Origin of the sequence: Lentzea nigeriaca (assembly GCF_016907955.1) — a bacterium.
Classification (GTDB): domain Bacteria; phylum Actinomycetota; class Actinomycetes; order Mycobacteriales; family Pseudonocardiaceae; genus Lentzea; species Lentzea nigeriaca.
Window position 1 is genome coordinate 61,935 of the sequence record NZ_JAFBCX010000016.1, and the last position, 26,913, is coordinate 88,847.

Sequence of the window (26,913 nt, forward strand, 5' to 3'; positions counted from 1 at the left end):
GCAGCCGCCGCGAACCCGAAGGGTGTTGGAGTGGATCTGTCGCGGCGCGGACTGCTCGGTGGGGTTGTGGCTGGGGCGGCGCTCACGGCGTTGCCTGCCAAGGCGAACGCGGACCCAGGCAGCGCAGGGTGCACGACGAGGATCGACTGGGAACGGTTCCTCGGCGAGCAAGACCTGGTATGGCAGCGTATTCCGCGTGCCTGGTACGAGGGACCGTTCCTGGGCAACGGTTTTCTGGCCACGGCCGTCTACCGCGAGCCGGGTGCGAACGCCGTCCGGTTCACCGTCGACCACGCGAAGGTCCAGGACCACCGGCCGCAGTTCGGGAACGAGTGGGGTGTGGCGCGGCTGCCGGTCGGGCGCGTTCTGCTGACGCCGCAAGGCAAGATCACCGGGGTCGACCTCAGGCTCGACCTCTGGAACGCCGAGCTGCGCGGCAAGATCGTCACCGATCGGGGCGAGCTCGCGGTCAGGGCGTTCGTGCACGCCGAGAAGTCGTTGCTGCACCTGGAAGTGCGGCCGACGAGCGGCGAGAAGGACTGCACGGTCGAGTTCCAGGCGCTGGACGCGATGAGCCCGCGCATCATCCGCGAGCCGCCGCCCGCGACGTTGCCGCTCAATCCGAAGCCGGTCACCCGCACCGAGAACGGACTGACGCTCGTCACCCAGGAGATGGTCGCGGGCGGCCAGACCGCCACGGCATATCGGATCAGGCGTTTGCACGGCCGCACCGAGTTGCTCCTGTCGGTGGATCATTCGTTCCCGGAGCGCACCGCGGAGGCGACGGTCCGGGAGACCGTCGGCAATGCGCCGATCCCGGACGTGCTGAGGTATCAGCACCAGCGGTGGTGGCATCGCTTCTACCGCAAGAGCTTCGTGTCCGTGCCGGACGCGTTGATGCAGAGCTTCTACTGGATCCAGCTGTACAAGCTCGCGTCCGGTGCCCGCGCGGAGGCCCCGATCATGCCCACCACCGGGCCGTGGCTGGAGCCGACGCCGTGGCCCTCGGTGTGGTTCAACCTCAACGCCCAGCTCGAGTACTGGGCCGTGCACGCGTCCAACCACCTCGAACTCGACCCGATCCCGCGCACGATCTCGCAGAACCAGCAGATCCTGATCGACGCGCTGCGCCCGGAGTTCCGCGCCGACTCCATGGGGTTGCGGCGCAGCACCGACCCGACGTTCCAGGATGCCGGGTTCGTCGGCTCGCCGCTGCACCCCTCGCCGGATCCGGAGATCGGGAACCTGCCTTGGCTGCTGCACAACGCATGGCTGAGCTATCGGCACACGATGGACGAACGGATCCTCAGGGACATCGTCTTCCCGGTGCTGCGCAGATCCACCAACTACTACCTGCACTTCCTGCGCAAGGGCAACGACGGCAAGCTGCACCTGCTGCCCACCTACTCACCCGAGTACGGCGTGGCACCGGACTGCAACTTCGACCTCGCGCTGCTGCGGTGGTCGTGCCGAACCCTCATCGACAGCGCCAAAATTCTCAAGATCGACGACCCGCTGGCGCCGCGGTGGCAGGAGGTGCTCGACCAGCTCGTCGAGTATCCGGTGGACGCCGGCGGGTTCATGATCGGTGCCGGGGTGCCGTTCGCGAAGTCGCACCGGCACTACTCCCACCTGCTCGCCGTCTACCCGCTGCACGAGGTCAACTGGGAGCAGCCGGAACGCCGTGACCTGATCGAACGCTCGTTGCGGCACTGGCTGAGCTTCGAGGGGTCGTTGCGCGGCTTCACCTTCACCGGCGCCGCGTCGATCGCGGCCCAGATGACCCGTGGCGACGAGGCTCTGCGCCACCTGCGGGAGTTCGTGGCCAGGTTCGCTCAGCCCAACACGATGTACTTCGAGGCGGGCCCGGTGATCGAGACACCCCTCTCCGCGGCGAAGTCGTTGCAGGACATGCTGCTCCAGAGCTGGGGCGGGCTGATCCGGATCTTCCCGGCCGTGCCGCCCGTGTGGCAGGACGTCACGATCCACGACACCAGAACCGAAGGAGCGTTCCTGGTCAGCGCGGTGCGGCGGGGTGGCAGGACGCGGTTCGTGCGCGTGCACAGCGAAGCCGGTCAGCCGTGCCGCATCCGCACCGGCATCGAAGGACCTCTGCGCGTGCGGGGCTGCTCGCAGTGGAGCGTGCGGGACGGCGTCGTCGAGTTGCAGCTGCGGCGCGGCCAGGAAGCGTTGATCCACGCGAAGGGCGAGCGTGACTTCACCATCGCGCCGGTGCGGATCACCGAACCCGGCAGGCGGTGGGGCCTGCCCGCGTTGCCGCCCGGTGGCAGCACCGTGGCGGTGGACCTCAGCGCGGTGTTCGACAACGACGGCCTCTCCAACGAGTTCACCAGCAAGGACGGGAACTTCGACGGCCTCGGCAACACCTACCCGGCCGCCCAGCTGCCGCAGACGGGATCGGTGACCGACGACGGCATCCTGTTCGAGTTCCACAACGGCGACGAGGCGAGCAAGAACAACGTCGTCGCCAACGGCCAGACACTCGCGGTCCCCGCAGGGAAGTACGTGAAGCTGCACCTGCTCGCGGCCGCCGACACCGGCAACGTCGAGGCGGACGGCGCCGTGAACTATGCCGGACGCTCGGCGACCGCGCGGTTCCGCGTGACGGCGTGGCAGCAGCGGCCGCAGTTCGGTGAGTCGGAACCCGTTGCCACGACGCTGATGCACACGCCTGGCGGGCCGGTGCAGAAGCAGGTGTCGATCTTCCACCAGACGATCGAGCTCGATCCCGCCGAGGAGCTCTCCGCCGTCACCCTGCCCAAGACGGGCGGGCCACGCCTGCACGTCTTCGCGATCACCCTGGAGAAGCCGAAGTGAGATCACTGCTCACCGCGCTGGCGCTCGTCGCGGCGTCCGTGACCGTACCCGCACCACCCGCCGTCGCGGCGGACCCGACGCTGGCGCTGACGCCACCGATGGGGTTCAACAACTGGAACACCACCGGCTGCGACATCAACGAGCAGATGATCCGCGACATGGCGGACATCTTCGTGTCCAAGGGGTTGAAGGACGCGGGCTACCAGTACGTGAACGTCGACGACTGCTGGGCCGACGCCACCCGCGACCCCGAGACGGGACGGCTGCGCAACCACCCGACCCGGTTCCCCAGAGGAATGAAGGCGCTCGCCGACTACATCCACGCCCGTGGCCTCAAGTTCGGCATCTACACGAGCGCTGGAACTCTCACGTGCGCCAAGACCATGCCGGGAGCGCTGGACCACGAGGAGATCGACGCGCAGACGTTCGCGGACTGGGGCGTCGACTACCTCAAGTACGACAACTGCAACAACCAGGGGCGCCCTGCGCTCGAGCGCTACACGAAGATGCGGGACGCGTTGCGCAAGACCGGCCGCCCGATCGTCTACTCGATCTGCGAGTGGGGACAGAACAAGCCGTGGGAGTGGGGCAAGGGCGTCGGTCACCTGTGGCGCACCACCGGTGACATCAACGACACCTGGTCCAAGACCGTCGAGATCCTCAAGCTCAACGCTCCGTTGGATCAGTACGCGGGGCCAGGCCACTGGAACGACCCGGACATGCTCGAGGTCGGCAACGGCCGCCAGACCACGACCGAGTACCAGAGCCACTTCGCGCTGTGGTCGATCATGGCAGCGCCGTTGCTGATCGGGGCGGACCTGCGCAAGGTCTCGCCGGAGCACTTCGACATCCTGCGCAACAAGGAGATCATCGCGGTCAACCAGGACAAGCTGGGCGTCCAGGGCAAGGTGATCTACCAGAAGGACGGGCACTGGGTGTTCGTGAAGCCGTTGGCCAACGGCGACAGGGCGGTGGCGCTGTTCAACGAGTCCGAGGTCAACGCGACGATCTCCACGACGGCCCGCGATCTGGGCCTGCCTCGCAGCGTCGGCTACACCGTGCGGGATCTGTGGCAGCACAAGAACTTCCAGTCCGCGGGCAAGGTCTCGGCGTCGCTGCCGCCGCACGGCACGGCCATCTTCCGGGTGAAGGCGTCGCAGGACTGGTTCACCCACGAGCCCGCGATCGACACCTCGCTGGACATCGCCTCGCAGTTCGAGGGAATTCCCAGCACGATCACCCCGGCCGGTGAACCGTTCGTGGCGACCGTGACGGCGACCAACCAGGCGCCGATCCCGGTGCTGGACGCCTCGACTTCCTTCACCGCGCCCGCCGGGTGGAAAGTCGAGAAGCTCTCCTCGGAACGCGCGCCTGTGTTGCTGACCTCGCAGTCGGTGCAGAGCAAGTGGCGGGTCACGCCGCCTTCCGGGGTTGTTCCGGGTCCGCACGTCCTGAACGGCGCGCTGGGCGTCACGTGGGTCGGACACGGGGTTCTCACCAGGCCGGTGACCTCTCCGGTGCTGGTGCCCGTCGCGCCGCCGTCGGGTGCCTCGCTGTGGGCGAGCGACGTCACGTTCACCACCGAACGCAGCGGTTACGGACCGGTCGAGCGCGACAGGTCCAACGGCGGCTACCTCGGCGGTGACGGCAAGACGTTGACCATCAACGGCAAGACCTACGAGAAGGGGCTCGGCGCGCACGCCAACGCCGAGCTGATCCTGTACGTGGGCGGGCGTTGCACGTCGTTCTCCTCCGATGTCGGCATCGACGACGAACGTGACGTGAACCAGCAGGGCTCGGCGATCTTCGAGATCTGGGCGGACGGCACCCGCGTGGCGTCCAGCGGCGTGCGCACGTGGAAGGACGACGCGGTGTCGATCTCAGGATCGTTGCAGGGAGCCAAGTTCCTGCGGCTCGTGCTGAACGACGGCGGTGACGGCGTCAGGTACGACCGCGGAGACTTCGCCGGCGCGAAGCTGTCCTGCTGAGCGCGGTCGCCGCGATGAGGGCCACGAGCACGCCCGTGGACAGGATCTGTCCGCGGGCCTGCTCGTCGCTCAGCATCAGGCCGATGATGGCGACGATGCCTGCCAGCGTCAGCCAGGACAGGTACGGGTAGCCCCACATCCTCACCGTCGGGTTCTCGATGGTGCGGCGCAGGCGGATCTGGGAGATCGCGATGAAGCCCCAGACGATGAGCAGTGAGGAGCCCACGGCGTTGAGGAGGAGCAGGAAGACGGTGTCCGGCCAGAGGTAGTTCAGCATGACCGAGACGAAGCCGAAGCTGACGGAGGCCAGGACGGCGTTGCCGGGGACGCCGTTCTTCCTGTTCAGCAACGCTTTCGGGGCTTCGCCGCGTTCGGCCAGCGAGCAGAGCATGCGGGAGGCGCCGTACAGGGTGGCGTTGATGGCGCTCAGCAGGGCGATCAGGATGACCGCGTTCATGATCTGGCCTGCCGCGGGGATGCCGATGCGGTTCAGCACTGCCACGTACGGGCTGGCGCCTACTTCCGCGTTGTTCCACGGGAGGAGCGTGACGACCACCGCCATCGAGCCCAGGTAGAAGATGAGCAGCCTGGTGATGGAGGTGCGGACGGCTTTTCCGATGGCGTGCTTCGGGTCTTCTGCTTCGGCTGCCGCGATGGTGACCACCTCCAGCCCGCCGAAGGCGAACACCACTGCCAGCAGGCCTGCTACTACGCCGCTCCAGCCGTTGGGGAGGAAGTGGGTGAGGTTGGTCAGGCCTGGGGAGTCGACGGTGGGGACAAGTCCGGCGATGGCTGCTGTGCCCAGCGTGAGGAAGAGGACGATCGCCGCGATTTTCAGGCCTGCGAACCAGAACTCGAACTCGCCGAAGTTTCGTACGTTGGTGAGGTTGATGGCTGTGAGTGTTGACATGAAGATCAGGACCCAGGTCCATTGGGGGACTGCTGGGATCCAGCTCGCGGCGATCTTGGCTGCGCCGGTGGCTTCTACTGCCAGGACCACTCCTACTGTCGACCAGTAGAGCCAGCCGATCGTGAAGCCTGCCCACGGGCCCAAGGCCTTTTCGGCGTGTACCGAGAAGGCGCCGCCGCTGGGGTGTTCTGCGGCCATTTCGCCGAGCATGCGCATGATGAAGAGGGCCAGGAGACCTGCCAGTCCGAAGGAGATGAGGACAGCCGGGCCCGCCAGCGCTATGCCTGCGCCTGTGCCCACGAAGAGGCCGGCGCCGATCACGCCTCCCAGAGCGATCATGGTGACATGGCGTTGGTGCAGGTGGGTCACGCTCTCCAGCCCCGTTCGAGTGTGCCGATGGCGGGCCGATAGTGAATTCATGGCGGCGGAGAGTCAAATCGTGTGATCGGGGTTACAACGGTTATGACCTAGTGGGGGTGAGATCAATGAACTCGCCTAAAAGAGCTTTGCCGCGGCTCGACTCGTTCTCTGGTGCGCTTGAGCGGTACCTGGAGTGGGGGTGGTTGGTGCTGCGATCGGAGAACCGGCTGCTGCTCACCACTGATCACCAGGTGTCTGCTGTGGAGCTTCCTGCTGGGATCGGTGGGGAGGTGCAGCACTACCTCGCGGTTCGGATGTTGGGTGGGCCCGTGGTGGTGCTGCCTGGCGCCTCCCGGCGGTGGCTCATCCTCACCGCGTCTGGTGATTCGGCTTCTCAGGTCAACCTGATTCGGTTGCGGGCTCGCGGGGCGCTCACGCATCGGTTGGGGACGTTGGTGCCGTTGCCTCCCTCTCGGATTGATCGTGGTGGTGTGCGGTGGTTGGGGGAGGCGCCGGTGGAGAAGCCGTTTCTGCCGCCGTTTTCGGCTGTGGTGGCGGCTTTGAGGGCGGTCACGGAGACCGCCGGGTTGAGGTGAGGGTGGTCGGCCTTCCATCCGCCGTTGCTGCTTCGCCGACCCGGCACACGCCCTCCTCCGTCGGGTGTGTGCCGGACCGAATTTCCGTGGCCGGTTTTCGTAGGTGGTTGCGGGTCGTGGCCGTCTTGCTTTGTTTGTTTTCCGGTTGCGTGCATGGTTGCTAGTTGTCGACAGAGATGGGTGCCATACGGTGCCATAGTCGGCGTGTGACCTGCGGTTTTCACTCGATGGTGTAGCCCTGATCGCCCTTTTCTGTTTTGATCTCGAATAGAATTGGGGGTATGGATGTCGTCGAGGTTCTCGATGCTCTCGCCTATCACGAGAAACAAGTCGCCTATCACCAGGTGCAGGGTCTGCGGATCCTCGCCCCGCAACCATCTACGCAACCCGGCCACAGAACTCGGTCCGGCACGTGCCCGACGAAGGAGGGCATGCGCCGGGTCGGCGAAGCCGCCCGAACCCAACGCGGCCCCCACCAGACCCAACGCCCCCGCCAGACCCAACGCGCCACTCAACCCCTCCGACCGCCAGCCGGGAGATGCACGCCAAAGCAGACTCGGCTCCGCCACGTAGGTGCCGTCGGAGCCCTGCTTCAGGCCACGCCCATTCTGTCGGAGGACATCCGCACCATGGCGGTGAAGTGGAGGAACGTCGTAGTTGATGTTGTCCGGCGTCATCTCGCGGGTGTAGTCGTAGTCGGTGGATTCGGCGTACCACTTTTGCAGTGCGTTTGTGGCGACTGTGCCGGGCGATCGCCTGGTGCTGCCGGTCCAGTAGAGGTTCTCGCCGTAGAGGTTGTCCGGACGGTGTTCGAAACCGTCTGCGTCGTGCAGATGGTCTGCCCATTCCTGGGCTGTTCGGCTCACCTCGGAATCGAGGGCGAGAGGTGCGGCGCCGTGCTTTGCGCGGTGGGGCGTTGAGCAGTTCTACGGTCTTGGCCACCGGGTCGGCGGCCAGGGCACGAGCGGCCGGAGCGACCAGGAGGTGGCCGCGGCGGTCACGGTGAGCAGGACCTGCAGGACCGGATTTGACCCCCAAGTGGAGTAATGACGGCAACCCTTTGGGGGGAAATTGGCGTCTTGATTGGCTCTGTGTAGCCGTTGGGCAGCCTGAGGGTGTGGTGCGTGTCACACGCTGGGCGTGTGGCGGGGGTCACCCCTACGACCCCCTTGGGTTCGTGAGTGATACCCCGGTTGCTGTCCAAATTCACTCCACAGGACGTCGTCGGGGCTCTACCTTTGTGATGTCAGCCACGACGGAAGGAGCCGGACATGGAGCGCCACGAAATTCTCGCTGACGAGGACGGCCACATTCGCGGGTACGACTAGAAGAGCCCATCGGCCGTGCGCGAGGGAGTCGACCGAAGAGACTCCCTCGCGGCCGGAGGACTAAGTCGTGCGGGTCAGCTGTTCGTTCATGATTAGGAAAGCGCCCAGGCCGTGGAAGTCGTTCGTGTTTCGTGGACGGGCGTAGTAGTAGTCGGCGTTGCCGACGTTGGTGCCCTCGGAGATGTCCTTGATGTTGGTCAGGCCGTCCGAGCCGACCGACGCCTTGGCCAGGACTCCCTGGTAGCCCTTTGCCGCGACGGCCTTGTAGGACGCGTCGATGTAGCCGCGTTCTGCGCCGCGCGAGAGCATGAAGGTGTACATCGACGAGGCTGAGGTTTCGGTCCAGTTCTTCGGGTTCGAGCACTTGTCGACGATCTGGCACCAGCGGCCCGTGGTGGCGTCCTGGTAGCGGGTGTAGCCGATGGCCAGGTGCTTCACGATGCTGATGAGGTCCGTCCTACCGGGGTGGTCGGCGGGCAGGATCTCCAGCAGGTCGATCGCTGTCATGCCGAACCAGCCGATGGCTCGGGCCCAGTGTTCGGACGAGTGCTTGCCTGGGTTCTTGGCCCAGGATTCCGAGCCGTCCGCGTCGTAGGCGTGCCAGAGCAGGCCGTCGTCCGACTTCAGGTGGGTGAAGTAGGTCTTCATGTTGCGGACGGCCTCGTCGTAGCCGTAGGGATCGTTGTAGGCCTTGGCGTACATGGCGATGAAGGGCTGGGCCATGTAGACGCCGTCTGCCCACAGCTGGCCGACCTTGCTGGTGGCGTGGAACATGCCGCCGTCGGCGGTGCGCGGGTAGGTGGTGAAGCGGGCGCGGAGCTTGTCGGCGGCCTTCTTGTACTTCGCCTGGCCCGTTTCCTGGTGCAGGATCACGAAGAGCGTGGCGGAGCGCATGGCGTCGAGGTTGCTGAAGCCGTTGTCGATGCTGCCGTCGGACTTGACGAAGCGGTCCACCCAGGCCTTGATGTAGTCGAGGTACTTCTTGTCGCCTGTGCGCTTGTAGACCAGATATTGGCCGTACAGGTACAGGCCGCGCGTGTAGCCCCAGCCTCCCAGCTTGTCCGGCGTGAAGCGTTTCATCGTCGAGTCGACGACGGCCTTGGACCAGTCGGCCGGTGGGGCGGCGGTGGCGTTCGTCGGGGCGATGAGCGCCAACGAGATCGCGAGAATGCCTAAGAAACGAGCTGTCCTCACTAGTGCTCCTCCTACTTGCTCATGCGGCGGAGGCGAGGACGAGCATTCCCTTTGGTTTGGACCACGTCAAGCGGACATCGGATGTTTCCGGGTGCTTGCGCGGATCACGAGCTTTGTCGGGAGTTCGCGGCGTTCCGGTGGGGCGCCGTCGAGGCGTTCGGCCAGGAGGTCCACGGCCACCTTGCCCGCTTCCTCCGTCGGCATGGCGACCGTGGTGAGGGCCGGGGAGCACATTGCCGCGTAGAGGATGTCGTCGAAGCCCGTCACGCTGATCTGGTGGGGCACCTTGACGTCCTGTTCGGCCAGATAGCTGAGGATGCCCAGGGCCATCAGGTCGTTGTAGGCGATGAACGCTGTGGCGGTGGTGTTGAGGGCCTGTTCGGCTGCTGCGAGGCCGCCGGCGAAGTTCGGTTCGAACGGGCCGAGGACCGGGGCCCGGTCGCGCAGGCCCTGGAGCCTGCGGTTGTGCGACCACGACGCGGTGGGGCCGCCCAGGTAGACGTACTCCTTGTGGCCCAACGACTCCAGGTGGGTGATGAGCTGGTCGATGCCGGAGGCGCTGTCCATCAGCACCGACGAGACGTCCGGCGCGGTGCGGTTGATGAGCACCAGCGGGGTCAGGCCGGCGAGTTCGGAGATCGTCTCCTCGGACGACAGGGGTGAGCACAGCACCACGCCGTCGACCTGGGGTGCCATCGTGCGGACCAGTTCGGCCTCGGTCTGCGGGTCTTCGCGGCTGTCGCAGAAGAACACCGAGGTGCCCGCCTCGCCCGCCCTCGTCTGCACGCCGCGCAGCACGGCGGGGTAGAAGGGGTTCTCGAGGTCGGGCACCACGATGCCGAGGTTGCCGGTGCGGCCCGTGATCAGGCTTCTCGCGGCGCGGTTCGGCTGGTAGCCGAGTCCGGCCACGACGTCCAGGACCCGTTGGCGGGTGGTTTCCTTGACGAGGCCCGGCGCGCTCAGCGCGCGCGAGACCGTCGAGACGGACACCTGAGCCTGGCGAGCGACATCCCTGATGGTGACGGCCACGCGTGCATCATGGCAGTCAAGGTCACTGTCAACCCATTCATCCGATGTATGGTCGCCTCAGAGCTCCAGGCCCGTCAGGACGAGCACGCGGGGCTCCGTCAGGTCGTCCATCGCCGCGCGCAGGCCCTCGCGGCCGATACCGGACTCCTTCACGCCACCGTAGGGCATCTGGTCGGCGCGGTAGCTCGGCACGTCGCCGACGATCACGCCGCCGACCTGGAGCCGTTGCGCGGCACGGAAAGCGAGGCGGACGTCGGTCGTGAACAGACCCGCCTGCAGGCCGTAGCGGGAGGAGTTGACGCGGTCGAACGCCTCCTCCACGGAGTCGACGCGTGCCAGCAGCACGACCGGGCCGAACACCTCCTCCGCGCTCACCTTCGCGTCCTCCGGCACGTCCGTAAGCACGGTCGGCGCGTAGACCCTGCCGTCACGGGTGCCGCCGGTCAGCACGGTCGCCGAGGCCTCGTTCACCCACGCCTCAACGCGTTCCGCCGCGGCGTCGCTGATCAGAGGGCCGACGTCGGTGGTCACGTCGAGCTTGTTCACGTGCTGCACAACGGCTTCGGACACCGCGTCGTAGACGTCGGTGTGCACGTAGACGCGCTGCACCGAGATGCACGACTGACCGGCCTGGTACATCGCGAACGTGGCGATACGCTGCGCGGCGAACTCGATGTCCTGCCAGTCGGGGGCGACGATCGCGGCCGCGTTGCCGCCCAGTTCCAGCGTGACGTGCTTGCGCGGCACGCGTTCCTTGATACCCCAGCCGACCGGGCCGGAGCCGGTGAACGACACGACCGGCAGACGCGGGTCATCGACCAGGGCGGCAGTGTCCTCATTGGACAGGTGCAGCACCGACCAGGCGCCGTCTGGCAGATCGGTCTCGGCGAGCAGTTCGCCGAGCAGGAACGCGGCCTTGGGCGTCGCGGGTGCGGGCTTCAGCACGATCGGCGCGCCGACCGCGAGGGCGGGAGCGACCTTGTGCGCCACCAGGTTCAGCGGGAAGTTGAACGGCGCGATGCCCAGCACCGGTCCGCGCGGCACCCGGCGTACCAGCGCGAGGCGGCCCTCCGCGGCCGGGTCGGTGTCGAGGCGCTGCAGCTCGCCGGAGAACCGGCGGGCTTCCTCCGCCGCCCAGCGGAACGTGGAGATCGCGCGGGTCACCTCGAGGCGCGCCCACTTCAGCGGCTTGCCCGAGTCGTCGTTGATGGCCTGCGCGAACTCCTCGGCGCGCTCGGCCAGGCGCCGCGACACGTGGTTCAGCGCGGCGGCACGGCGGTGCGCGGGCAGGGCGGCGAACTCAGCGGCGACGGCCTGAGCCTTGGCGACGGCGTTCTCGACGTCTTCCGGGGTGTTGAACGGGATCATGCGAGCAGAGCTCCTTCGAGCACGTCGAGGCCTTCGGCGAGCAGGTCGTCCGGGATGACCAGCGGGGGCAGCAGACGGATCACGTTGCCGTAGGTGCCGCACGTCAGCACGACGACACCCTGGTCGTGGCACGCCTTCGCGACGCGGGCGGCGACTTCGGGCGTGCGTTCGGTGAACTCGATGGCGATCATCGCACCACGGCCGCGGATCTCCGCGATGGTGTCGGCCTTCTCGGCGACGGCACGCAACCTGCCGAGAACCGTCTCCTCGATGTGGCGTGCGGCAGCGTTGAGGTCGCGCTCACGCATCGTGCGAATGGCGCCGAGTGCCGCGGCGCACGCGATCGGGTTGCCGCCGTAGGTGCCGCCGAGCCCGCCGACGTGTACGGCGTCCATGATCTCGGCGCGGCCCGTCACGGCGGCGAGCGGCAGACCGCCCGCGATGCCCTTGGCGGTGGTGATCAGGTCCGGCACCACGCCCTCGTGGTCGGAGGCGAACCACGAACCGGTGCGGCAGAAGCCCGTCTGGATCTCGTCGGCCACGAACAGCACGCCGCGCTCGCGGCACCACTCGGCGACCGCGGGCAGGAAGCCGGGAGCGGGCGCGATGAACCCGCCCTCGCCCTGGATCGGCTCGATCACGACGGCGGCGGTGTTGTCCGCGCCGACCTGCTTCTCGATGGCCGCGATCGCCCTGCGAGCCGCCTCGGCGCCCGTCAGGCCGTCGTGCAGCGGGTAGGACGCCGGCACCCGGTACACCTCGGGCGCGAACGGCCCGAACCTGTGCTTGTACGGCATGTTCTTGGCGGTCAACGCCATCGTGAGGTTCGTGCGGCCGTGGTAGCCGTGGTCGAACACCACGACGGCCTGCCTGCCGGTGACGTGCCTGGCGATCTTGACCGCGTTCTCGACGGCCTCCGCGCCGGAGTTGAACAGCACCGACCGCTTCTCGTGGTCGCCGGGGGTGAGCGCGTTCAGCTCCTCGCACACCTCGAGGTAGCCCTCGTAGGGCGTGATCATGAAGCAGGTGTGGCTGAACCTGTCGATCTGCGCGTGCACGGCCTCGGCCACGGCGGGAGCGGGGTTGCCGACGTTCGTGACGGCGATGCCGGAGCCGAGGTCGATGAGCTGGTTGCCGTCGACGTCGATCAGCAGGCCGTCGTCTGCCGACTCGATGTACACGGGCAGTGTCGAGCCGACACCGGCGGCGACGGCGTCCTTGCGCCGCGCCTGGAGTTCCAGTGATGTGGGACCGGGGATCGCGGTACGCAGTCGGGTCATGTGCTCAGCATGACGCTGGTCAACGCGGTGCGCAGTGTCGAAAATGGCGATCAGGTGACCTCACGCTGTACAAAGTGGCACGTGCCCATCACGCTGCAGGAACTGGCGAAGGCGTTGCGGCTCCCGGTGCTCGCGGGAGACGTGTCGAGACCGGTGGGCTGGGTGCACGGCACGGAGCTCGCCGACCCCACGCCGTTCCTGGAGGGCGGCGAGCTGCTACTCACCACGGGCCTGGGGCCGCTGGGCGACGACTACGTCGAACGCCTGGTGCACGCCGGTGTGGTCGGGCTCGGCTTCGGCACCGGCCTCGGGCACGACGTCGTGCCGCCTGCCCTGGTCGCCGCCGCGGAAGCCGCCGGGCTCGGGCTCGTCGAGGTGCCGCGCGAGGTGCCGTTCATCGCCATCAGCAAGGCGGTGTCGAAGGCCGTCGCCGCCGACGAGTACGCCGCCCTCACCCGCACCAGCGAGGCCCAGCGAGCCCTCACGAGAGCCGCCGTCCGCGCGGGAGTCGGGGGAGTGGTGCGCAGGCTCGGTCAGTGGATCGACGGCTGGGCCGTGCTCCTCGACGCGGCCGGCCAGCCGGTGCACGCCCACAACCCGCGCCTCGTCCCCGATCTGACGGCGGAGCTCGCGCACCTGAAGATCGCGGGCGGCCTGGCCAGTGCCGCGTTCGAGCTCGACGGCGTGCACGTGTTCCTCCAGGTCCTCGGCAGCCGTGCCCGCGGCGTTCTCGCGGTCGGCACGGCCAAACCGGATCCGGGCATCGTCAACACGGCGGCGTCGTTGCTCGTCCTCGCGCTCGCGCAGAACGACTCCGTTGACGCCGCGAGGAAAGAGCTGCGCGCGGGCCAGTTCCGGATGCTGCTGGCCGGGCTCGCGGTCGACGGCCTGCCCGACCGGTTCCGGGTGTTCCTCACCTCCGAACCACCGGACGACGACGTGTTCTGGGCGGAGCACGACGGCGACATCGTGGTGCTCGCCAAGGAGTTCGACGGCTTCGCATCGTCCGAAGTGGACCAGACCGAGGTCGCGCGGGGGTACCGCGAAGCACGGCAGGCGCGGCAGGCGGGCATCCGTGCGTTCGAGGACCTCGCCGGGCACCTGACGCTCCCGGACGGTTTCGCCGACGCGTTGCTGAGGCCGTTGGACGCGGAAACCCGCGAAACCCTGCGCGTCTGGCTGGCCCACCACGGCGCGTGGGATCCGGCGGCGACGGAGCTGGGCGTGCACCGGCACACCCTCAGAAACCGTGTGCGCAAAGCCGAGCAGGCCCTCGGCCGTTCGATGGACTCGCCCGGCCTGCGCGCGGAACTGTGGTTAGCCCTCCACAGCGAAGGTCAGTGAGGCGGTGTAGCCGGACCCGACGTCGCCCGACATCGTCGCCATCTGGTGATCCGTGCCGTCGCGGAACACCATGTCCTGCTTCAACGAAGTCCGCGCCATGTTCCGGACGCTCTGCGTGTACCCGGTCGTGCCGTAGATCTCCTTGCACGTGGTCTCCGGCAACGCGAGCTGCGAGGTCGTGATCTTGTTGCCCGCCGTGGTGGCCTCGGCGAGGCTCGGGTAGACCTCGAAGTGGATGTGCGGCCAGCGTCCCGAGTACGCGCCGGGGAAGACGCTGACGAACTTCAGCTTGCCCGCCGAGTCCGCCTCCTGGACGCCGCGCAGGAAGTTCTCGTTCCGCACGCGGTCGGAGTACATCGAGTAGTCGCCGTTGATGTCGCAGTGCCACAGGTAGATGGCGGCGCCCGCGTACGGCTTGCCGTCCTCCTTCCGCACCGCCAGCTCGATGGTCAGCGGCACGCCCTCGGCCGTGCGGGTCGAAGAGCCGAAGCTGGAACGGATGTCCGAACGCACGATGCCGCTCTGGGTGAGCGCGTTGGGGCCGTTCGAACCGTCGCCGGGGAACGGTCCGGCGGTCTCCTCGGGAATCGGCTCCAGCGGGCTGCCGTCCGCGGTCGTCGCCGTCGAGCTGGTGGTGCCGGTCGAGTTCGAGGTGATCGTCGACGGGGCGCAGGCCACGAGGGTGAGGCCTGCGCCGCCGAGCAGCGACAACGCCCGCCGGCGCCCGATGAGCGTGGCGAGGTCGAACTGGAGGCCGCGGTCGTGGTTGTCCGTCATGGGGCAAGACTGCGGCCGGTTCCTGTGAGCCGCCTGTGGAGATGCTGTCACGCGGATAGCGAGCCGAACTCCGGCAAAGCCAGCGCCGAGTGCTCGGGACGACCGGCCTCCGCGGGCAGCGTCGCACGTTCGCGCAGAGCGGCGTTGCGTGCGGCCAACGCCTCCGCGGTGGCGGGGAACAGCGCAGCGTCGCCCTCGGCGACCAGACCCTGGTTCGCCTCGATGAACGGCCGGATCTCCCGCTCGTACGCCTCGAACGCCGTGGTGTGATCCGCCGCCGCGGCCAGGTGGCCGGCCAGCACGTAGGCACCGACCAGCGCGAGGCTCGACCCCTGCCCGGTGAGGAACGACGGGGCGTACGCGGCGTCACCGACCAGGGCGACCCGGCCGGAGGACCAGCGTGGCAGCCGGATCTGGCTGACCGTGTCGAAGAAGAGGTCGTCGGCCGCGCGCATCGCCTCGACCATCGTGGGCACCTCCCAGCCGTCGCCCGCGAAGGCCGACGCCACGAGGTCGCGCTGGGCCTGCGGGTCGTGGAACGCGCCGAACGGGGCCTCCGCGCGGATGAAGGGCAGGAAGCCGTGCACGGTGTCGCTGTCGCCGACCGCGTACAGCGCGGCGGCGCGGCCGGGCTCGTTCCAGATCACGGCCTCGTGCTTGAGACCGAGGTGGTTGGGCAGCGTGAAGCCCGCGAAGCAGTAGCCGAGGTAGCGGTGGAACTGCTCCTCCTGGCCGAAGGTCAAACCGCGCACCACCGAATGCAGCCCGTCTGCGCCGACGACGTGGTCAAAGGTGCGTTGACGACCACTGCGGAACGTCACGTCCACGCCGCCGGGGTGGTCGTTCATCGTGACGATGGAGTCCTCGAAGAGGAACTCCACGTCGTCTCGCACGGTGTCGAAGAGGATCTCGGCGAGGTCGCCGCGGCGGACTTCCAGGTCGCTGCCGTCGCCACCGGAGACCGACTCCGGGCGCAGCGACGCGGCCTGACTGCCGTCCGCGTTGAGAAACGTGATCCGGTGAGTGTCCACATGGGACTCCCGCAGCCGGGGGAGTAAGCCCATGCGCTCGACGACGCCGAGTGCCGTGCCGCGGATGTCGATCGGGTAACCACCACCCCGCAGGGTCTGCGCCCTCTCCACGACGGTGACGTCGAAGCCGCGACGCCGCAGCCAGAAGGCGAGGGCGGGGCCGGCGATGCTGGCACCGGAGATCAGGACTGTGCTCATGGTCCCTCCAGATAACTAACTCAGGTACCCTTTTTCGGGCCGCAGTGACCCCTGCGGTTCCCGGTGACTGACGCGAGCATATACCTAAGTTAGGTAAGTAAGGTGTGAAATGGCTGAGACCGGCCTGGATCCCGCGGCGGTGCTGCCGCACCTCATGCAGCTGAGCACCGTGCTCAACCGCAGCCAGCTGGTCGACCGGGCGATGGAGCACGTCGGCATCCCGCTCGACCGTCCGGGGATGACAGTGCTCATGACGTTGCGCATGGCCGACCAGCCGCTGCGCGTGGGGGAGATCGCCACGCGGATGCAGGTCGTCGGTCCGCACGTCACAAGGCACCTGCACGACCTGGAGCGCGCCGACCTGGTCCGGCGCGTCACCGATCCGAACGACCAGCGCGCACGCCTGATCGAGCTGACGGACCGGGGCGCCGCGGCGGCCGGGCGCTACCTGGAGGCGATCCTCGGCTGGTTCACCGGCGCGGTCGCCGACTGGTCCGAGGAGGACCAGCGGACGTTCGGCCGGCTGCTCGTGCGGTTCGTGGAAGACCTCCAGGCGCGCGTCGCGGACCTCAGCTGAGCGAGAGCAGCACGGTGCTGGAACCGTGTCGGGGCTGGAGCTTCAGCACCGTGCCGCCGAACGTGCCGGGCGCCGAGGAGAGGGACGCCCAGCCCGTCGCCTTGCCGCGCAGCTCCTCGACGGTCGACGCGGGCAGCGGCTTCCCGTCGATCACCACGCGCCGCACGCCGGCCGGCACCATCAGCTGCGACTCCTGTGGCGCGCCGGTGAGCCGGACGAGGAGGTGCTTGCCGAACGACTCGGCCTGGAGGTTGCCGAACCGGCCGTCGGCCGACGGCGAGACCAGCCAGCCCGCGCGGTCCTTGCGGTCCAGGTCGTTCACGTCCCACGGCTTCGACCAGATGTCCGGCGTGCGGAAGTTGAACGGCATCGCGGCGGACGCCCGCAGGTAGAGCGGGAACTCGTCCAAAGTGGACTCCCGCGTGATCGTCCGCCCGCCGGTCACCAGTGCACCGGAGAACAGGTCGATCCACTCGCCGCGAGGCAGCCACACGTCGACCGGCGTCGGCTTTCCCGCCGCACCGTCGGCCTCGGCCCTGTCCGCCGTCACGGGAGCCGCGAGCAGGTCCGGCCCGACCATGAACTGCTGGTCGGCCTTCCACGCGGCCTCCTCGTGCGGATACCGGAAGGCCATCGCCTGGGTGATCGGCGTGCCGTCCTCCGAGGCGCGAACCGCCTGTGCGTACAGGTACGGGAACAGCTCGTAGTGCAGCACCGCGGCCCGCTTGAACCGGTCGAACGTCGTCGCGTCGTACACCCACGGCGTCGAGTTGCGGCCGGAGCTGCCGACCTGGAACACCGGTGTCACCGAGGACTGCTGCGCCCACCGCACGAACAACGACTCCGACGGTCCGCCGCCGAGGTTGCGGTAGCCACCGATGTCCGAGCCGTGCACCGGGTGTCCGGAGATCCACGAGTTGATGCCCCGCCGGGTCGTGAGCCGCAGCCCGTCGAAACTCATGTCCGCGTCGGCCTGCCAGAACCCGTGCAGGAGCGTGGGCATGCCGTCGCCACCCGCGCGGAACAACGTCGTGTAGTTGTCGCCGTGCACCTTCCGCAGCGTCTTCACCACGGATTCGGCGTACAGCAACGGGTACTGGTTGTGGATCAGCGTGCCGGGCCCGCCGGCGAACGTCGTCTCCTCGAAGTTGTGCTCCTCGCCCCGGTCGCCCTTGACGAAGTTCACGCCCATCCGGAACACGGCTTCGAGCTTCGCCTCGTAGTGGGCGCGCGCCACCGGGTTCGTGAGGTCGATGTCCCACACGTTCGTGCGGTCCGACTGCGCGAACGAACCGGCCGGGTAGTCGTGCGGGCATTCCTTGCCGTCAGAGGTCTTGTTCAGGAACGGCGCCACCCACACGCCCATGTTCACGCCGCGGTCGTGCATCCAGTTGATCGTGCCCTGGGCGTCCGGGTACATCGTCTGGTCGAACTTCAACGCGCCGATGCACGCGTAGGTCGGCCGCGCGCCGACCGGGCCCTGCTCCCACGGGTTGTCGACCCACAGCGTGTTCAGGGGAACCCCGCGCGCCTGGAACTGCGTCACGTCCTCGACGACCTCGTCGGAGTGGTTGTACTTGTCCCGCCACTTCGTCAGCGCGAACTGCCGCGCGGGCGGAAGCGTGGGCGTGCCGACGCGCTGGAAGTACGCCGAGTTGACGCGCGCCGGTGAGCCCGCGTAGACCTCGTAGTCGAGGCGGGAAGTCTTGAAGCACAACTGGATCCGGTCCGGCACACCGAACGTCACCGGGCACGGCGCGGGTTTGTCCGCGCAGTGGTCGTCGGCAAGGGCGCCGGGGAACGCCGTCCGCCCGATCGCCTTGGTGTCCGCGTAGACGCCGTAGCCCGCGCTGGAGATGAAGAACGTCGAAGGCGCGCCGTTCTTGTTGCACTTGCCGAAGTTCGAGGCGCCGACGAACACGGCCTTGTTCAGCAACACCTTCCGTTGCAGGTCGACGAACATCGTGTGCGCGCCACCGCCGAGGAAGTGCTCCTCCAGCGACCCGGTGAGGTTCGCCGACACCTGCGCGACCCCGGTGGAGGGCTCCAGCGTCCAGCCGACCCGCAGGCCGCGATCGGTCCGGGTGACGACCACGGAAGCGGTCCTGGACGCCTCCGTGGTCGCCACGACGTACCGGACGCCGCCGGGAACGCGTTTCTGCGCAACGACCTTCGTCAACGAGTGCTGCGTGCCGTCCGCGAGCCGGTAGAACGTCTCGCGCTGCCCGGTCAACGTCCGCCTGCCGTCCTGGAAGTCCAGCGCGAACGGGGAGTTCACCGCCTTCCACGACAGGCCCCGACCCGCCACCGCGACCGGCGAACCCGCGGAGAGCCCGGCGGTGATCAGCAACAACGCCAGCAGCAATCTCATGCCGGAACCACCCCGTTGATCGTGGTGCTGCGGAACTGGAGGTTGTCGGTGTTCTCGATCAGGTTCGGTTCGGTGATCGAGGTGAACGCCGAGTTCGAGATCAGCACGTTCCTGATGTGCGACTGCGGGAAGCCGCGGAACGCCGCCGCGACCCGCCCGCCGTTGATCCGCATCCTGTCGACGGTCACGTTGTCGATCCTCGGGAAGAAGCCTTTGGTGCCACCGTTCTGGTAGTACATCGACACGAAGAGGATCTCGCGTTCGACGTTCTGCCCGTACACGTTGCGCAGGTGCACGCCGTCGATCACACCGCCGCGGTCGGAGTTGGTCTTGATGTAGAGCGCGTGCTTCACCGGGTAGCGGCCGGGGAAGTCGGGGGCGTTGATCTCGCAGTCGCGGCAGAACACCTTCGAGACACCGCCGGACATCTCGCTGCCGATCGTGATCCCGCCCCACCGGCCGGAGAACTTGCAGCGCTCCACCACGATGTGGGTGGACGGGATGCCGACCCGCCGTCCGTCGGCATCCCGTCCTGACTTCACCACGACGCAGTCGTCGTTGGTGTTGAACCTGGAGTCGTGCACGTGCGCGTACGACGACGAGTCGAGGTCGACGCCGTCGCCCTGCGAGTTCGTCGAGTAGATCTCGACCCTGCGCACGGTGATGTTCTGCGAGAACACGAAGTGCAGCGACCACATCGCCGGGTTGCGGATCAGCACGTCCTCGACGAGGAGGTTCCGGCAGCGGAAGAACTGGATCATGTTCGGGCGCAGGTTCCTGCCTACGCCCATGATCCGCTCTTCGACGGGCACACCGTCCTCGCCCATCTGCCGCAGCAACGGGGTGGCGCCGGCCCGCCACTCGGGCCACGGGCCGTTGGTCGCGTCACCGTCGATCGTGCCGCGACCGGTGATGGCGATGTTCTTCTGCTCGAACGCGTAGATGAACGGCTGGTAGTTGTAGCAGAGCGTGCCCTCCCAGCGGGTCAGCACGAGCGGCAGGTAGTCGCCGGGATCGGTGGAGAACCTGATCGTGGCGCCCTCGCTGACGTGGAGCTCCACATTGGACAGCAGCCTGATGCCGCCGGTGAGGAACGTGCCCGCGGGAACGACGACACGTCCCCCACCGGCCTGATGGCACGCCGTGATCGCGCGATAGAACGCCTCGGTGTTCTTGGTGAGGCCGTCACCCTTCGCGCCGTACGCGGTGACGTCGTGGTCCTTCCTGCGGAAACGTGGCGTGCAGATGCGTGCCAGGATCAGCGGCACCTCCCGCCACGGGTCCCGGGCATGAGCGGGATCGGCGGCCGCCACGCCTGCGGGGAGCAGGAGACCAGCGGCCGTCAGGCCGGACACGCGCGCGAAATCACGACGTGACAAGGACACGGGATTCCCTCAGGCCTTCTTGCCGTTGATGGTGACGTTCGTGAACGTGGTGCCGTCCGCGTTCTTGACGCTGGGCTTGGCGGTCGTCACGTCGGTGAAGGCGCTGTTGGAGATGGCCACGTTCCGGATGTGCGACTCGGCCAGGCCGTCGAGCGTGACCGCCGTCTTCTTGACCCCGTTGACGGTGAAGCCGTCGGCGGTGATGTTCTGCACCCTCGGGTTCACGATCGGGCCGTAGCCGGGGCCGGTGAGGCTGTAGTTCAGCGTCACCATGATCGCCTCGCGGTCGACGTCGGACGCCTTGATCCGCCGGGCGTGGATGTTCTCCACGGTGCCGCCGCGCCGCTTGTTCGTCTTGATGTACAGCACGTGGAACGGTTTGTAGGACGAGCCCTTCTTGACCGTGCAGTCCTGGAAGAACACGTTCCGCACGCCACCGGACATCTCGCTGCCGACCGTCAACGCACCCCAGCGGCCCTCGAACGAGCAGTTCTCGATGACGATGTTCTCGCTCGCCACACCGACCCGGCGGCCGTCGACGTCGCGGCCCGCCTTGATGGCGATGCCGTCGTCACCGCAGTCGAACCGGCAGCCGGTGATATGGACGTACTGCGAGGCCTCGGGATCGCAGCCGTCGACCATGCCGCCGCGGCTGTAGACGAAGATGTCGCGGATCGTCACGTTGTCGCACAGCACCGGGTGCACGTTCCACATCGCCGAGTTCCGCAGCCGCACGCCCTCGACGAGGACGTTCCTGCACTCGTAGAGCGTGATCATGTTCGGCTTGAGGTAGTGGCCCATGCCGAACTTCCGCTCCGTCACCGGCTTGTTGTCCACCGCCCACTTCTGCAGCTGCTCCCAGTCGGGCTGCCGTTTGCCGTCGTAGTCGAACCACGGGCCGGACGGGCCCTGGCCGTCGATCAGGCCGGGGCCGGTGATCGCGATGTTCTCGGCCTTGCGGGCGTAGATGAACGACGAGAAGTTCATGCACTCGATGCCCTGCCACCGCGTGAAGACCAGCGGGTAGTCCTTGGGATCGGTGGAGAACTTGATGGTGGCGCCTTCCGAGACGACGAGGTTCACGTTGCTCAGCAACGTGATCGCGCCGGTCAGGAAGCTGCCCTTCGGCACGACGACGTGGCCGCCACCCGCCTTGTTGCAGGCCTCGATGGCCTTCCGGAACGCCTCGGTGCTCTTGGTCTTGCCGTCGCCGACCGCGCCGTAGGCCGTGATGTCGAACCTGGCGCTGGGGAACGTGGGCGGGACGATCTTGGCGAGGATCGCCGGCACCTGGTCCCACGGCGACTCGGCCATCGGGATCGCCGTGTGGTCCTGCGCCGACGCGACCGGCGTGGACAGGAAAGACCCCGGCAACATCGTGACACCAGCGGTGACACCGGCGACTTTGAGGAAGTCGCGGCGGGTGGGCTCCATCGGCCGTCCTTTCGCACGCGTGCGTTGGTACAACTGCCAGCGGCGGCGGCGGATGAGAAGGTTGTGTAAACCTTTTCAACCGATGTCTACACCTCGTTCCGGCCCCGCGTCAACGGCTGCCCGAAGTCGGCATACTGGCTTGCGTGCTCGGATTGCGGCCGGCGGAACTCACGGTCTACGAGACGCTCGTGGACTCGTACCAACTCGGTGTGACGGAGCTTTGTCTTGCGACAGAACTGGCTGAACGGACGGTGCGTGCCGCGCTGAGGTCGTTGACCGAGCTCGGGTTCGTCCACCAGGTCAACGGGCTGCAGACGGCGGTGGCGCCGGATGTCGCGCTGGCGACGTACTTCCTGCGGCGGGAGGACGATCTGCGGCGCGACCGGTTGCTGGCCGGGGAGCTGCAGGTGCGGTACGAACGCGCGGCCGGTGTGCGCGCTCCCGCCGACCTCGTCGAGGTGGTGCACGGGGCGGAGGCGATCTCACGCCGCGTCGACCAGGTGATGCGCACCGCCCGGCGCGAGGTCTGCTTCGTCGACAAACCGCCGTACGCCAAGGCGCCCACGTCGTTGCACCCCGTCGAGGAGGAGCTGCTGAACCGGGGTGTGCGGTTCCGCGGCATCTACGAGCGCCAGGCCCTGGAGATGCACGACCTGCGCGCCGACTTGGAAATGGGGTTGTCGCTGGGGGAGGAGGCGCGGGTCGTCGCAGAGGCGCCCACGAAGATGATCCTCGCCGACGGGCACCTGGGGCTGATCCCGTTGCACAGCACGGAGACGACGCTGGAGAGCGCGGTGATCGTGCACCGGTCGGCGTTGCTGGACTCGCTCGGAGCCCTGTTCGCGCGGCTGTGGGAGGGGGCGGTGCCGCTGTCGTTGCCCGGCCAGCCGACCAGCAACGAGATCTCGATCGCGGACGCGCGGCTGCTGGCGCTGCTCGCGACCGGGCTGCCGGATCGCAGCATCGCGAAACAGCTCGGGCTGAGCTATCGGACGTTCCAGCGGCGCCTGCACCGGTTGATGACGGAGCTGGGCGCGCAGACCCGTTTCCAGGCGGGTCTGCGCGCTGCGGCTCGAGGCGCGAGTTCCCTGCTACCTCCGCGTTAGGGCCTAACCGCCGGAGTGAGTCCGGAACGCCTTCTGCATCGTCTGCGTGACCGTGTTCCCCGCGCCGTCCCTGGCCTCGGTGCGCAGCCAGACGTCGCCGCTGGGGTTGTCGACGGTGACCTGCCAGCGGTCGCCGCTCGGCTCGACCGCCGCCTGCCGCCACGTCTTGCCGTCGTCCGCCGACCACTGCACCTTCACCAGCGTCACGGGTGCGCCGGTGGAGGACGCGCGGACGTGGTAGACGAACGGTTTGCCTGCCGGTGCGGAGTTCATGAGGTCGAGCGGCAGGTCGTGGCGGAGCCGGATGAGCGGCTGGAACTGGCACGTCGCCTGGCCGCCGTGGCACGAGTAGCCGAGCGGAGGCGGGTTCTGCGAGCGGAAGGACTGGAAGGTCCAGGTGGTCTCGGTGCGCGGGGCGAGCGTGAACAGCACCGGGTTGATCGCACCCGCCACCGCTCCCGGTGCCTGCGTCTCAACGGTTTCGAGGCGGTAGGAGGCCTTCTCCGGGACCATCTGGAACGTCGGGTAGAACGCCAGCGGTTCCTGGCTGGAGGGGATCTCCGTGTCGCCGCGGAACAGCCTGACCTTGGTCGTCGTGAAGAACTTGCTGTTCTGGTAAGGGTTCGTGTAGTGGCCGGGCGTGCCGTCGGTCCACTGCAGCGCCGGGACGAACGTGTCGCCGGCCCGGCAGTTCGAGCACAGCTGCCGCCACGCGCCGCCCGCGGCCGGGTAGCGGGCCGGGTGGTCGGACTGCAGCTCGATCGCCGTGCTGTGCATCGGTCCGGCGAACCACCGCTCGGTGGCGGGTGCGGCGCCCTCGCGGAACACGTTCTCCTGGAACATGGTCATGGCGGCGCGCTGGCCCCTGGCGTCGAGGCCGCTCAGCGTCACGTGCCGCTTCCACACGATCCTGTCGTCGCCGGGCCCGATGTACTCGGTCCACGCGGCGGGCGGGGTGAACGTGGTGCCGCGCAGGATCATCGACTGCCACAGGCCGGTCGGGAACGGGTACCACGTCTTCTGCACGGTCAGACCGGGTTTGTCGGCGTGGTACGAGGTTTGGCGCTTGACGAGCTTCGCCGGGTCGACGGTCCTGCGGTGGTCGGCCGGAATTCCGTTGGCGTCGAGGTAACTCAGGTTGAACACGGCCTCGGGGCCGTGCCTGATGCTGAGCTTCAGCGCCGTCTGCCTGGCGAGGAACTCGCCGTCGGTGTTGCTGACGCCCAAGGCCGGCAGCGCCGCGCTGGACAGCCCGGTGAGCGCGAGCGCGCCAGGTAAGTCCACATAGGACAGGATCGCCTTCTTGCCCGCCTGTGCCGCCGCGGTCGCGGCGGTGTTCGCCGCCTTCACCATGTTGGCCGGGGTGTCGGGCTTGATCTTCACGAGTGCCGTGTCGCCGCCGACGGTCAGGTCGCGGTCACCCGCCCACTTCGCGGACAGCACTGCCACGTCGCCGTCTGTGCCCAGCGTCCTGCCACCTGTCGTCGCGGTGACCGTCGAGGTCTGCAGGGTCACGTTGTCCTGCAACGAGATCGCGCCTTTCTTCGCCGCGACGGCGGGAGTGGCGCGGATTTCCCACGGTGCCGTGCCGAGGACGGCGGCCGTCTCGATGATCAACGGTTGCTTCTCGCCGTCCGCGGGCAGTGCGCGGCGCATCGTCACGGTGCGGTCGCGCAGTTCGGCAGGACCGGGTGGCACGACCTCGATCGGAACCGTCTTCTGCCCGTCGAGCGAGACCTCGGAAGCACCCGTGACGGTGAGCTCCGGCGCGGCGAGGGCGGACCAGCGGCGCACACCGGCCGTGTTCTCGGTCGCCCACGAGATCGCGGAATAGCGGCCGCTCGGCACGTTCGCGACGCCTTCGCCGTTGACGACCTCGAAGTAGTAGCTGACGATCTCGTCGAACGGGTCGTTGACGTCATCGCCGCCGTTGGAGTCGTCGATCAGCTGACCCATCGCCGGTGCCGGTGGGCGCCCGGCGGTGTCACGCACGTGCACCGACACCGGGAACGTCTGCGGTGCCTCGTAAACGCTGACGGGCGTGCGCAGACTGACTCCGGTCGCGGTGGCCGTGACGACGCCGCCGTACACGCCGGCGGCGCCGACCTCGGGATCGAGGGTCAGCACGGCCGATGCCTTGCCGTTGGCCGGAACGGTGAGTGTTGTGGTGCTGAGCTTGAACCCGGTCGTCGACTTCCCGTCCCAGCCCTTGATGGCCGGGGTGAGGTCGAGGGTGAGCGGGGTGGCCGAGTCGTTGACGTACTGGAGTTCCCTGGTCAGCACGCCGCGTGCGCCACGGTCGTAGCGGCCGAAGCTCGCCGACGCGGTGGCGGTGACGCCCTGCTTGATCGCCCTGGCCACGTCGAGCCGTCCTGCTCCCTGTTCGTACCACGGCATTCCGATGTCGGCCGCGCTCGTGACGAGTGCGTTCTTCAACGTCTGCGCGGTCCAGTCCGGGTGCTGCTGGGCGAGCAGCGCGGCCGCGCCCGCGACGTGCGGAGTGGCCATCGACGTGCCCGACGCTGCGGTGTAGGTGTCGCTCACGGGAGCGCCCATGTTCGTGCCCGCCGCCCTCGCCGCCACGACACCGACACCGGGCGCGTTGATCTCGGGCTTCGCCAGCGCGTCGCCGATGCGTGGTCCGGTGCTGCTGAACGGGGCGAGCTTGTTCTGGCGGTCGACCGCGCCGACGGTGAGCGCCGAGGTGGCGGCACCAGGGGCGGTGACCGAGCGGCCTGCCGGGCCGTTGTTGCCCGCCGCCACCACGAACAGCACGCCGGTCTCGGCGGACAGCCTGTCGACCAGCGTGCTCAGCTCGTCCGTGCCGTCGGTGACCTCGCCGCCCAGACTGAGGTTGACGATCCTCGCGCCGGAGCGGGCCGCCCACTCGATGCCCGCGAGCACCTGGGACGTGTCGGCCTCGCCGGCACCGTTGAACACCTTGGCGATCACCAGTTTCGCCGCCGGGGCTACACCTTTGTACTTGCCGGCCGAACCCTGGCCGGTGCCCGCGATGGTCGAGGCGACGTGGGTGCCGTGACCGTGCCGGTCGACGACGTCCGGCTCGTCGGAGAAGTTCTCCGCCGCGGTGATCTTCCCTGCGACGTCGGGGTGGTTCGCGTCGATGCCGGTGTCCACGACGGCGACGGTGACGTCACGACCGTCGAAGCCCGCGCTCCAGGCGGCGGGAGCACCGATCTGCCTGGTGGTCTGGTCGAGCGTGATGTGGACCGGCCGGTCGTACTTCACGTGGACGCCCGACTTCGCGCTCATGTCCAAGGAACGCCAGAACTCGTGCGCCTTCGTCTTCTCGACCCGGATCCCAGACGCGTCGAGGCTGCCGATGCGGGTGTGCGCGTTCGCCGAGAAACCACCGGTCATCAGGACCGGGACCGTGGTCGTGTGGTCGTCGGACTGGCCGGTGCGCACGAGTTCGGTGACGTTGAAGAGGGTTCGTTCGACGGTGCCCGACGTGACGGCTCCGAGCGCGTCCGACGGGTAGACGTGCAGTCCTTCCGCCGTCGTCATCGTGTGGAAGATCGGTTGCTCGCCGTCTCGTGGCGCGGCGTGGATCTGCGCGACCTTCCGTCCGTCCGAGCGTTCGGTGTAGTCGACGACGTCACCGGTGATGAGCGTGATCCGGTGCGAGGCCTCGGATGTCTGCGGTGGTGGTGACGGTGGAGCGGCGGACGCGGGCGGCGCACCCAGCGTCGCGGCGGCGATGGCAAGTGCCAGAACGTGTCGAATCACGGCGCCCTCCCACGGTGATCAGGTCACAGCAGGATGAGGGGCCGGAAAT

The 26,913-nt window shown here is 68.0% G+C and carries 16 protein-coding genes and 1 pseudogene; 5 read left to right on the top strand and 12 right to left on the bottom strand.

All coding sequences use genetic code 11. From position 1 onward, the window contains the following. The first annotated feature begins 30 nt into the window (after window positions 1-30). Window positions 31-2,838, top strand: a complete 2,808-nt coding sequence (locus JOD27_RS36350) for a glycosyl hydrolase family 95 catalytic domain-containing protein (RefSeq protein WP_204766874.1) — start codon at window positions 31-33, stop codon at window positions 2,836-2,838. Continuing rightward, window positions 2,835-4,826 (top strand): NPCBM/NEW2 domain-containing protein, encoded by a 1,992-nt coding sequence (locus JOD27_RS36355; RefSeq protein WP_307830536.1) that lies wholly within the window; start codon window positions 2,835-2,837, stop codon window positions 4,824-4,826. Before JOD27_RS36350 ends, JOD27_RS36355 begins: the two co-directional genes overlap by 4 nt. On the opposite strand, the gene JOD27_RS36360 is transcribed toward JOD27_RS36355, so the two are convergent. The 6 genes and pseudogenes from JOD27_RS36360 to gabT form a co-directional block, all read right to left on the bottom strand. Beyond that, window positions 4,780-6,075: an amino acid permease gene (locus JOD27_RS36360; RefSeq protein ID WP_239570574.1), complete on the bottom strand. Its 1,296-nt coding sequence runs from the start codon at window positions 6,073-6,075 to the stop codon at window positions 4,780-4,782. The genes JOD27_RS36355 and JOD27_RS36360 overlap by 47 nt on opposite strands. 415 nt (window positions 6,076-6,490) lie before the next feature. Next, window positions 6,491-7,591, bottom strand: a pseudogene (locus JOD27_RS36365) (CAP domain-containing protein); the annotation flags it as partial. 489 nt (window positions 7,592-8,080) lie between these two features. Continuing rightward, window positions 8,081-9,214 carry a glycoside hydrolase family 88/105 protein gene (locus JOD27_RS36370; protein ID WP_372441784.1) on the bottom strand — a complete coding sequence of 378 codons (1,134 nt, stop codon included), beginning with the start codon at window positions 9,212-9,214 and terminating at the stop codon, window positions 8,081-8,083. 66 nt (window positions 9,215-9,280) lie between these two features. After that, window positions 9,281-10,243, bottom strand: a complete 963-nt coding sequence (locus JOD27_RS36375) for a LacI family DNA-binding transcriptional regulator (RefSeq protein WP_204766876.1) — start codon at window positions 10,241-10,243, stop codon at window positions 9,281-9,283. Window positions 10,244-10,300: 57 nt separating this feature from the next. Beyond that, window positions 10,301-11,611 carry an aldehyde dehydrogenase family protein gene (locus tag JOD27_RS36380; protein WP_204766877.1) on the bottom strand — a complete coding sequence of 437 codons (1,311 nt, stop codon included), beginning with the start codon at window positions 11,609-11,611 and terminating at the stop codon, window positions 10,301-10,303. Beyond that, the gene (gabT, locus tag JOD27_RS36385; protein ID WP_204766878.1) at window positions 11,608-12,891 is read right to left on the bottom strand and encodes a 4-aminobutyrate--2-oxoglutarate transaminase; all 1,284 of its coding nucleotides are present in this window, start codon (window positions 12,889-12,891) and stop codon (window positions 11,608-11,610) included. Before gabT ends, JOD27_RS36380 begins: the two co-directional genes overlap by 4 nt. A gap of 81 nt (window positions 12,892-12,972) precedes the next feature. Between gabT and JOD27_RS36390 the strand changes: the two genes are divergently transcribed. After that, window positions 12,973-14,235 (top strand): helix-turn-helix domain-containing protein, encoded by a 1,263-nt coding sequence (locus JOD27_RS36390; RefSeq protein ID WP_307830537.1) that lies wholly within the window; start codon window positions 12,973-12,975, stop codon window positions 14,233-14,235. Here JOD27_RS36390 and JOD27_RS36395 read toward each other — a convergent pair. Together JOD27_RS36395 and JOD27_RS36400 are read right to left on the bottom strand one after the other, a co-directional pair. Continuing rightward, window positions 14,209-15,012, bottom strand: a complete 804-nt coding sequence (locus tag JOD27_RS36395; protein WP_204766880.1) for a dioxygenase family protein — start codon at window positions 15,010-15,012, stop codon at window positions 14,209-14,211. The two genes, JOD27_RS36390 and JOD27_RS36395, sit on opposite strands and share 27 nt — an antisense overlap. 47 nt (window positions 15,013-15,059) lie before the next feature. Continuing rightward, window positions 15,060-16,241, bottom strand: a complete 1,182-nt coding sequence (locus tag JOD27_RS36400) for an FAD-dependent monooxygenase (protein WP_204766881.1) — start codon at window positions 16,239-16,241, stop codon at window positions 15,060-15,062. Window positions 16,242-16,350: 109 nt separating this feature from the next. Here JOD27_RS36400 and JOD27_RS36405 point away from each other — a divergent pair, with 109 nt between their 5' ends. Then, window positions 16,351-16,818 carry a MarR family winged helix-turn-helix transcriptional regulator gene (locus tag JOD27_RS36405; protein ID WP_204766882.1) on the top strand — a complete coding sequence of 156 codons (468 nt, stop codon included), beginning with the start codon at window positions 16,351-16,353 and terminating at the stop codon, window positions 16,816-16,818. Here JOD27_RS36405 and JOD27_RS36410 read toward each other — a convergent pair. From JOD27_RS36410 to JOD27_RS36420, 3 genes are read right to left on the bottom strand one after another with little or no spacing between them, the layout of a single operon-like run. Then, window positions 16,811-19,189 carry a TIM-barrel domain-containing protein gene (locus JOD27_RS36410; protein WP_204766883.1) on the bottom strand — a complete coding sequence of 793 codons (2,379 nt, stop codon included), beginning with the start codon at window positions 19,187-19,189 and terminating at the stop codon, window positions 16,811-16,813. The genes JOD27_RS36405 and JOD27_RS36410 overlap by 8 nt on opposite strands. Beyond that, entirely contained in the window at window positions 19,186-20,544 is a 1,359-nt protein-coding gene (locus tag JOD27_RS36415; protein ID WP_204766884.1) for a glycoside hydrolase family 28 protein, read from the bottom strand. The genes JOD27_RS36410 and JOD27_RS36415 overlap by 4 nt, the downstream gene beginning before the upstream one ends. Window positions 20,545-20,583: 39 nt before the next feature. Then, a complete protein-coding gene (locus JOD27_RS36420; RefSeq protein WP_204766966.1) occupies window positions 20,584-22,008 on the bottom strand; it encodes a glycoside hydrolase family 28 protein in 1,425 nt (474 codons plus the stop codon). A gap of 143 nt (window positions 22,009-22,151) precedes the next feature. Between JOD27_RS36420 and JOD27_RS36425 the strand changes: the two genes are divergently transcribed. Then, complete coding sequence (locus tag JOD27_RS36425; RefSeq protein ID WP_307830538.1) at window positions 22,152-23,114, top strand: helix-turn-helix domain-containing protein; 963 nt, start codon at window positions 22,152-22,154, stop codon at window positions 23,112-23,114. A gap of 3 nt (window positions 23,115-23,117) precedes the next feature. Here the strand turns inward: JOD27_RS36425 and JOD27_RS36430 are convergent, their stop codons facing one another. Then, window positions 23,118-26,864, bottom strand: a complete 3,747-nt coding sequence (locus JOD27_RS36430) for a S8 family serine peptidase (RefSeq protein WP_307830539.1) — start codon at window positions 26,862-26,864, stop codon at window positions 23,118-23,120. Window positions 26,865-26,913 lie beyond the last annotated feature (49 nt).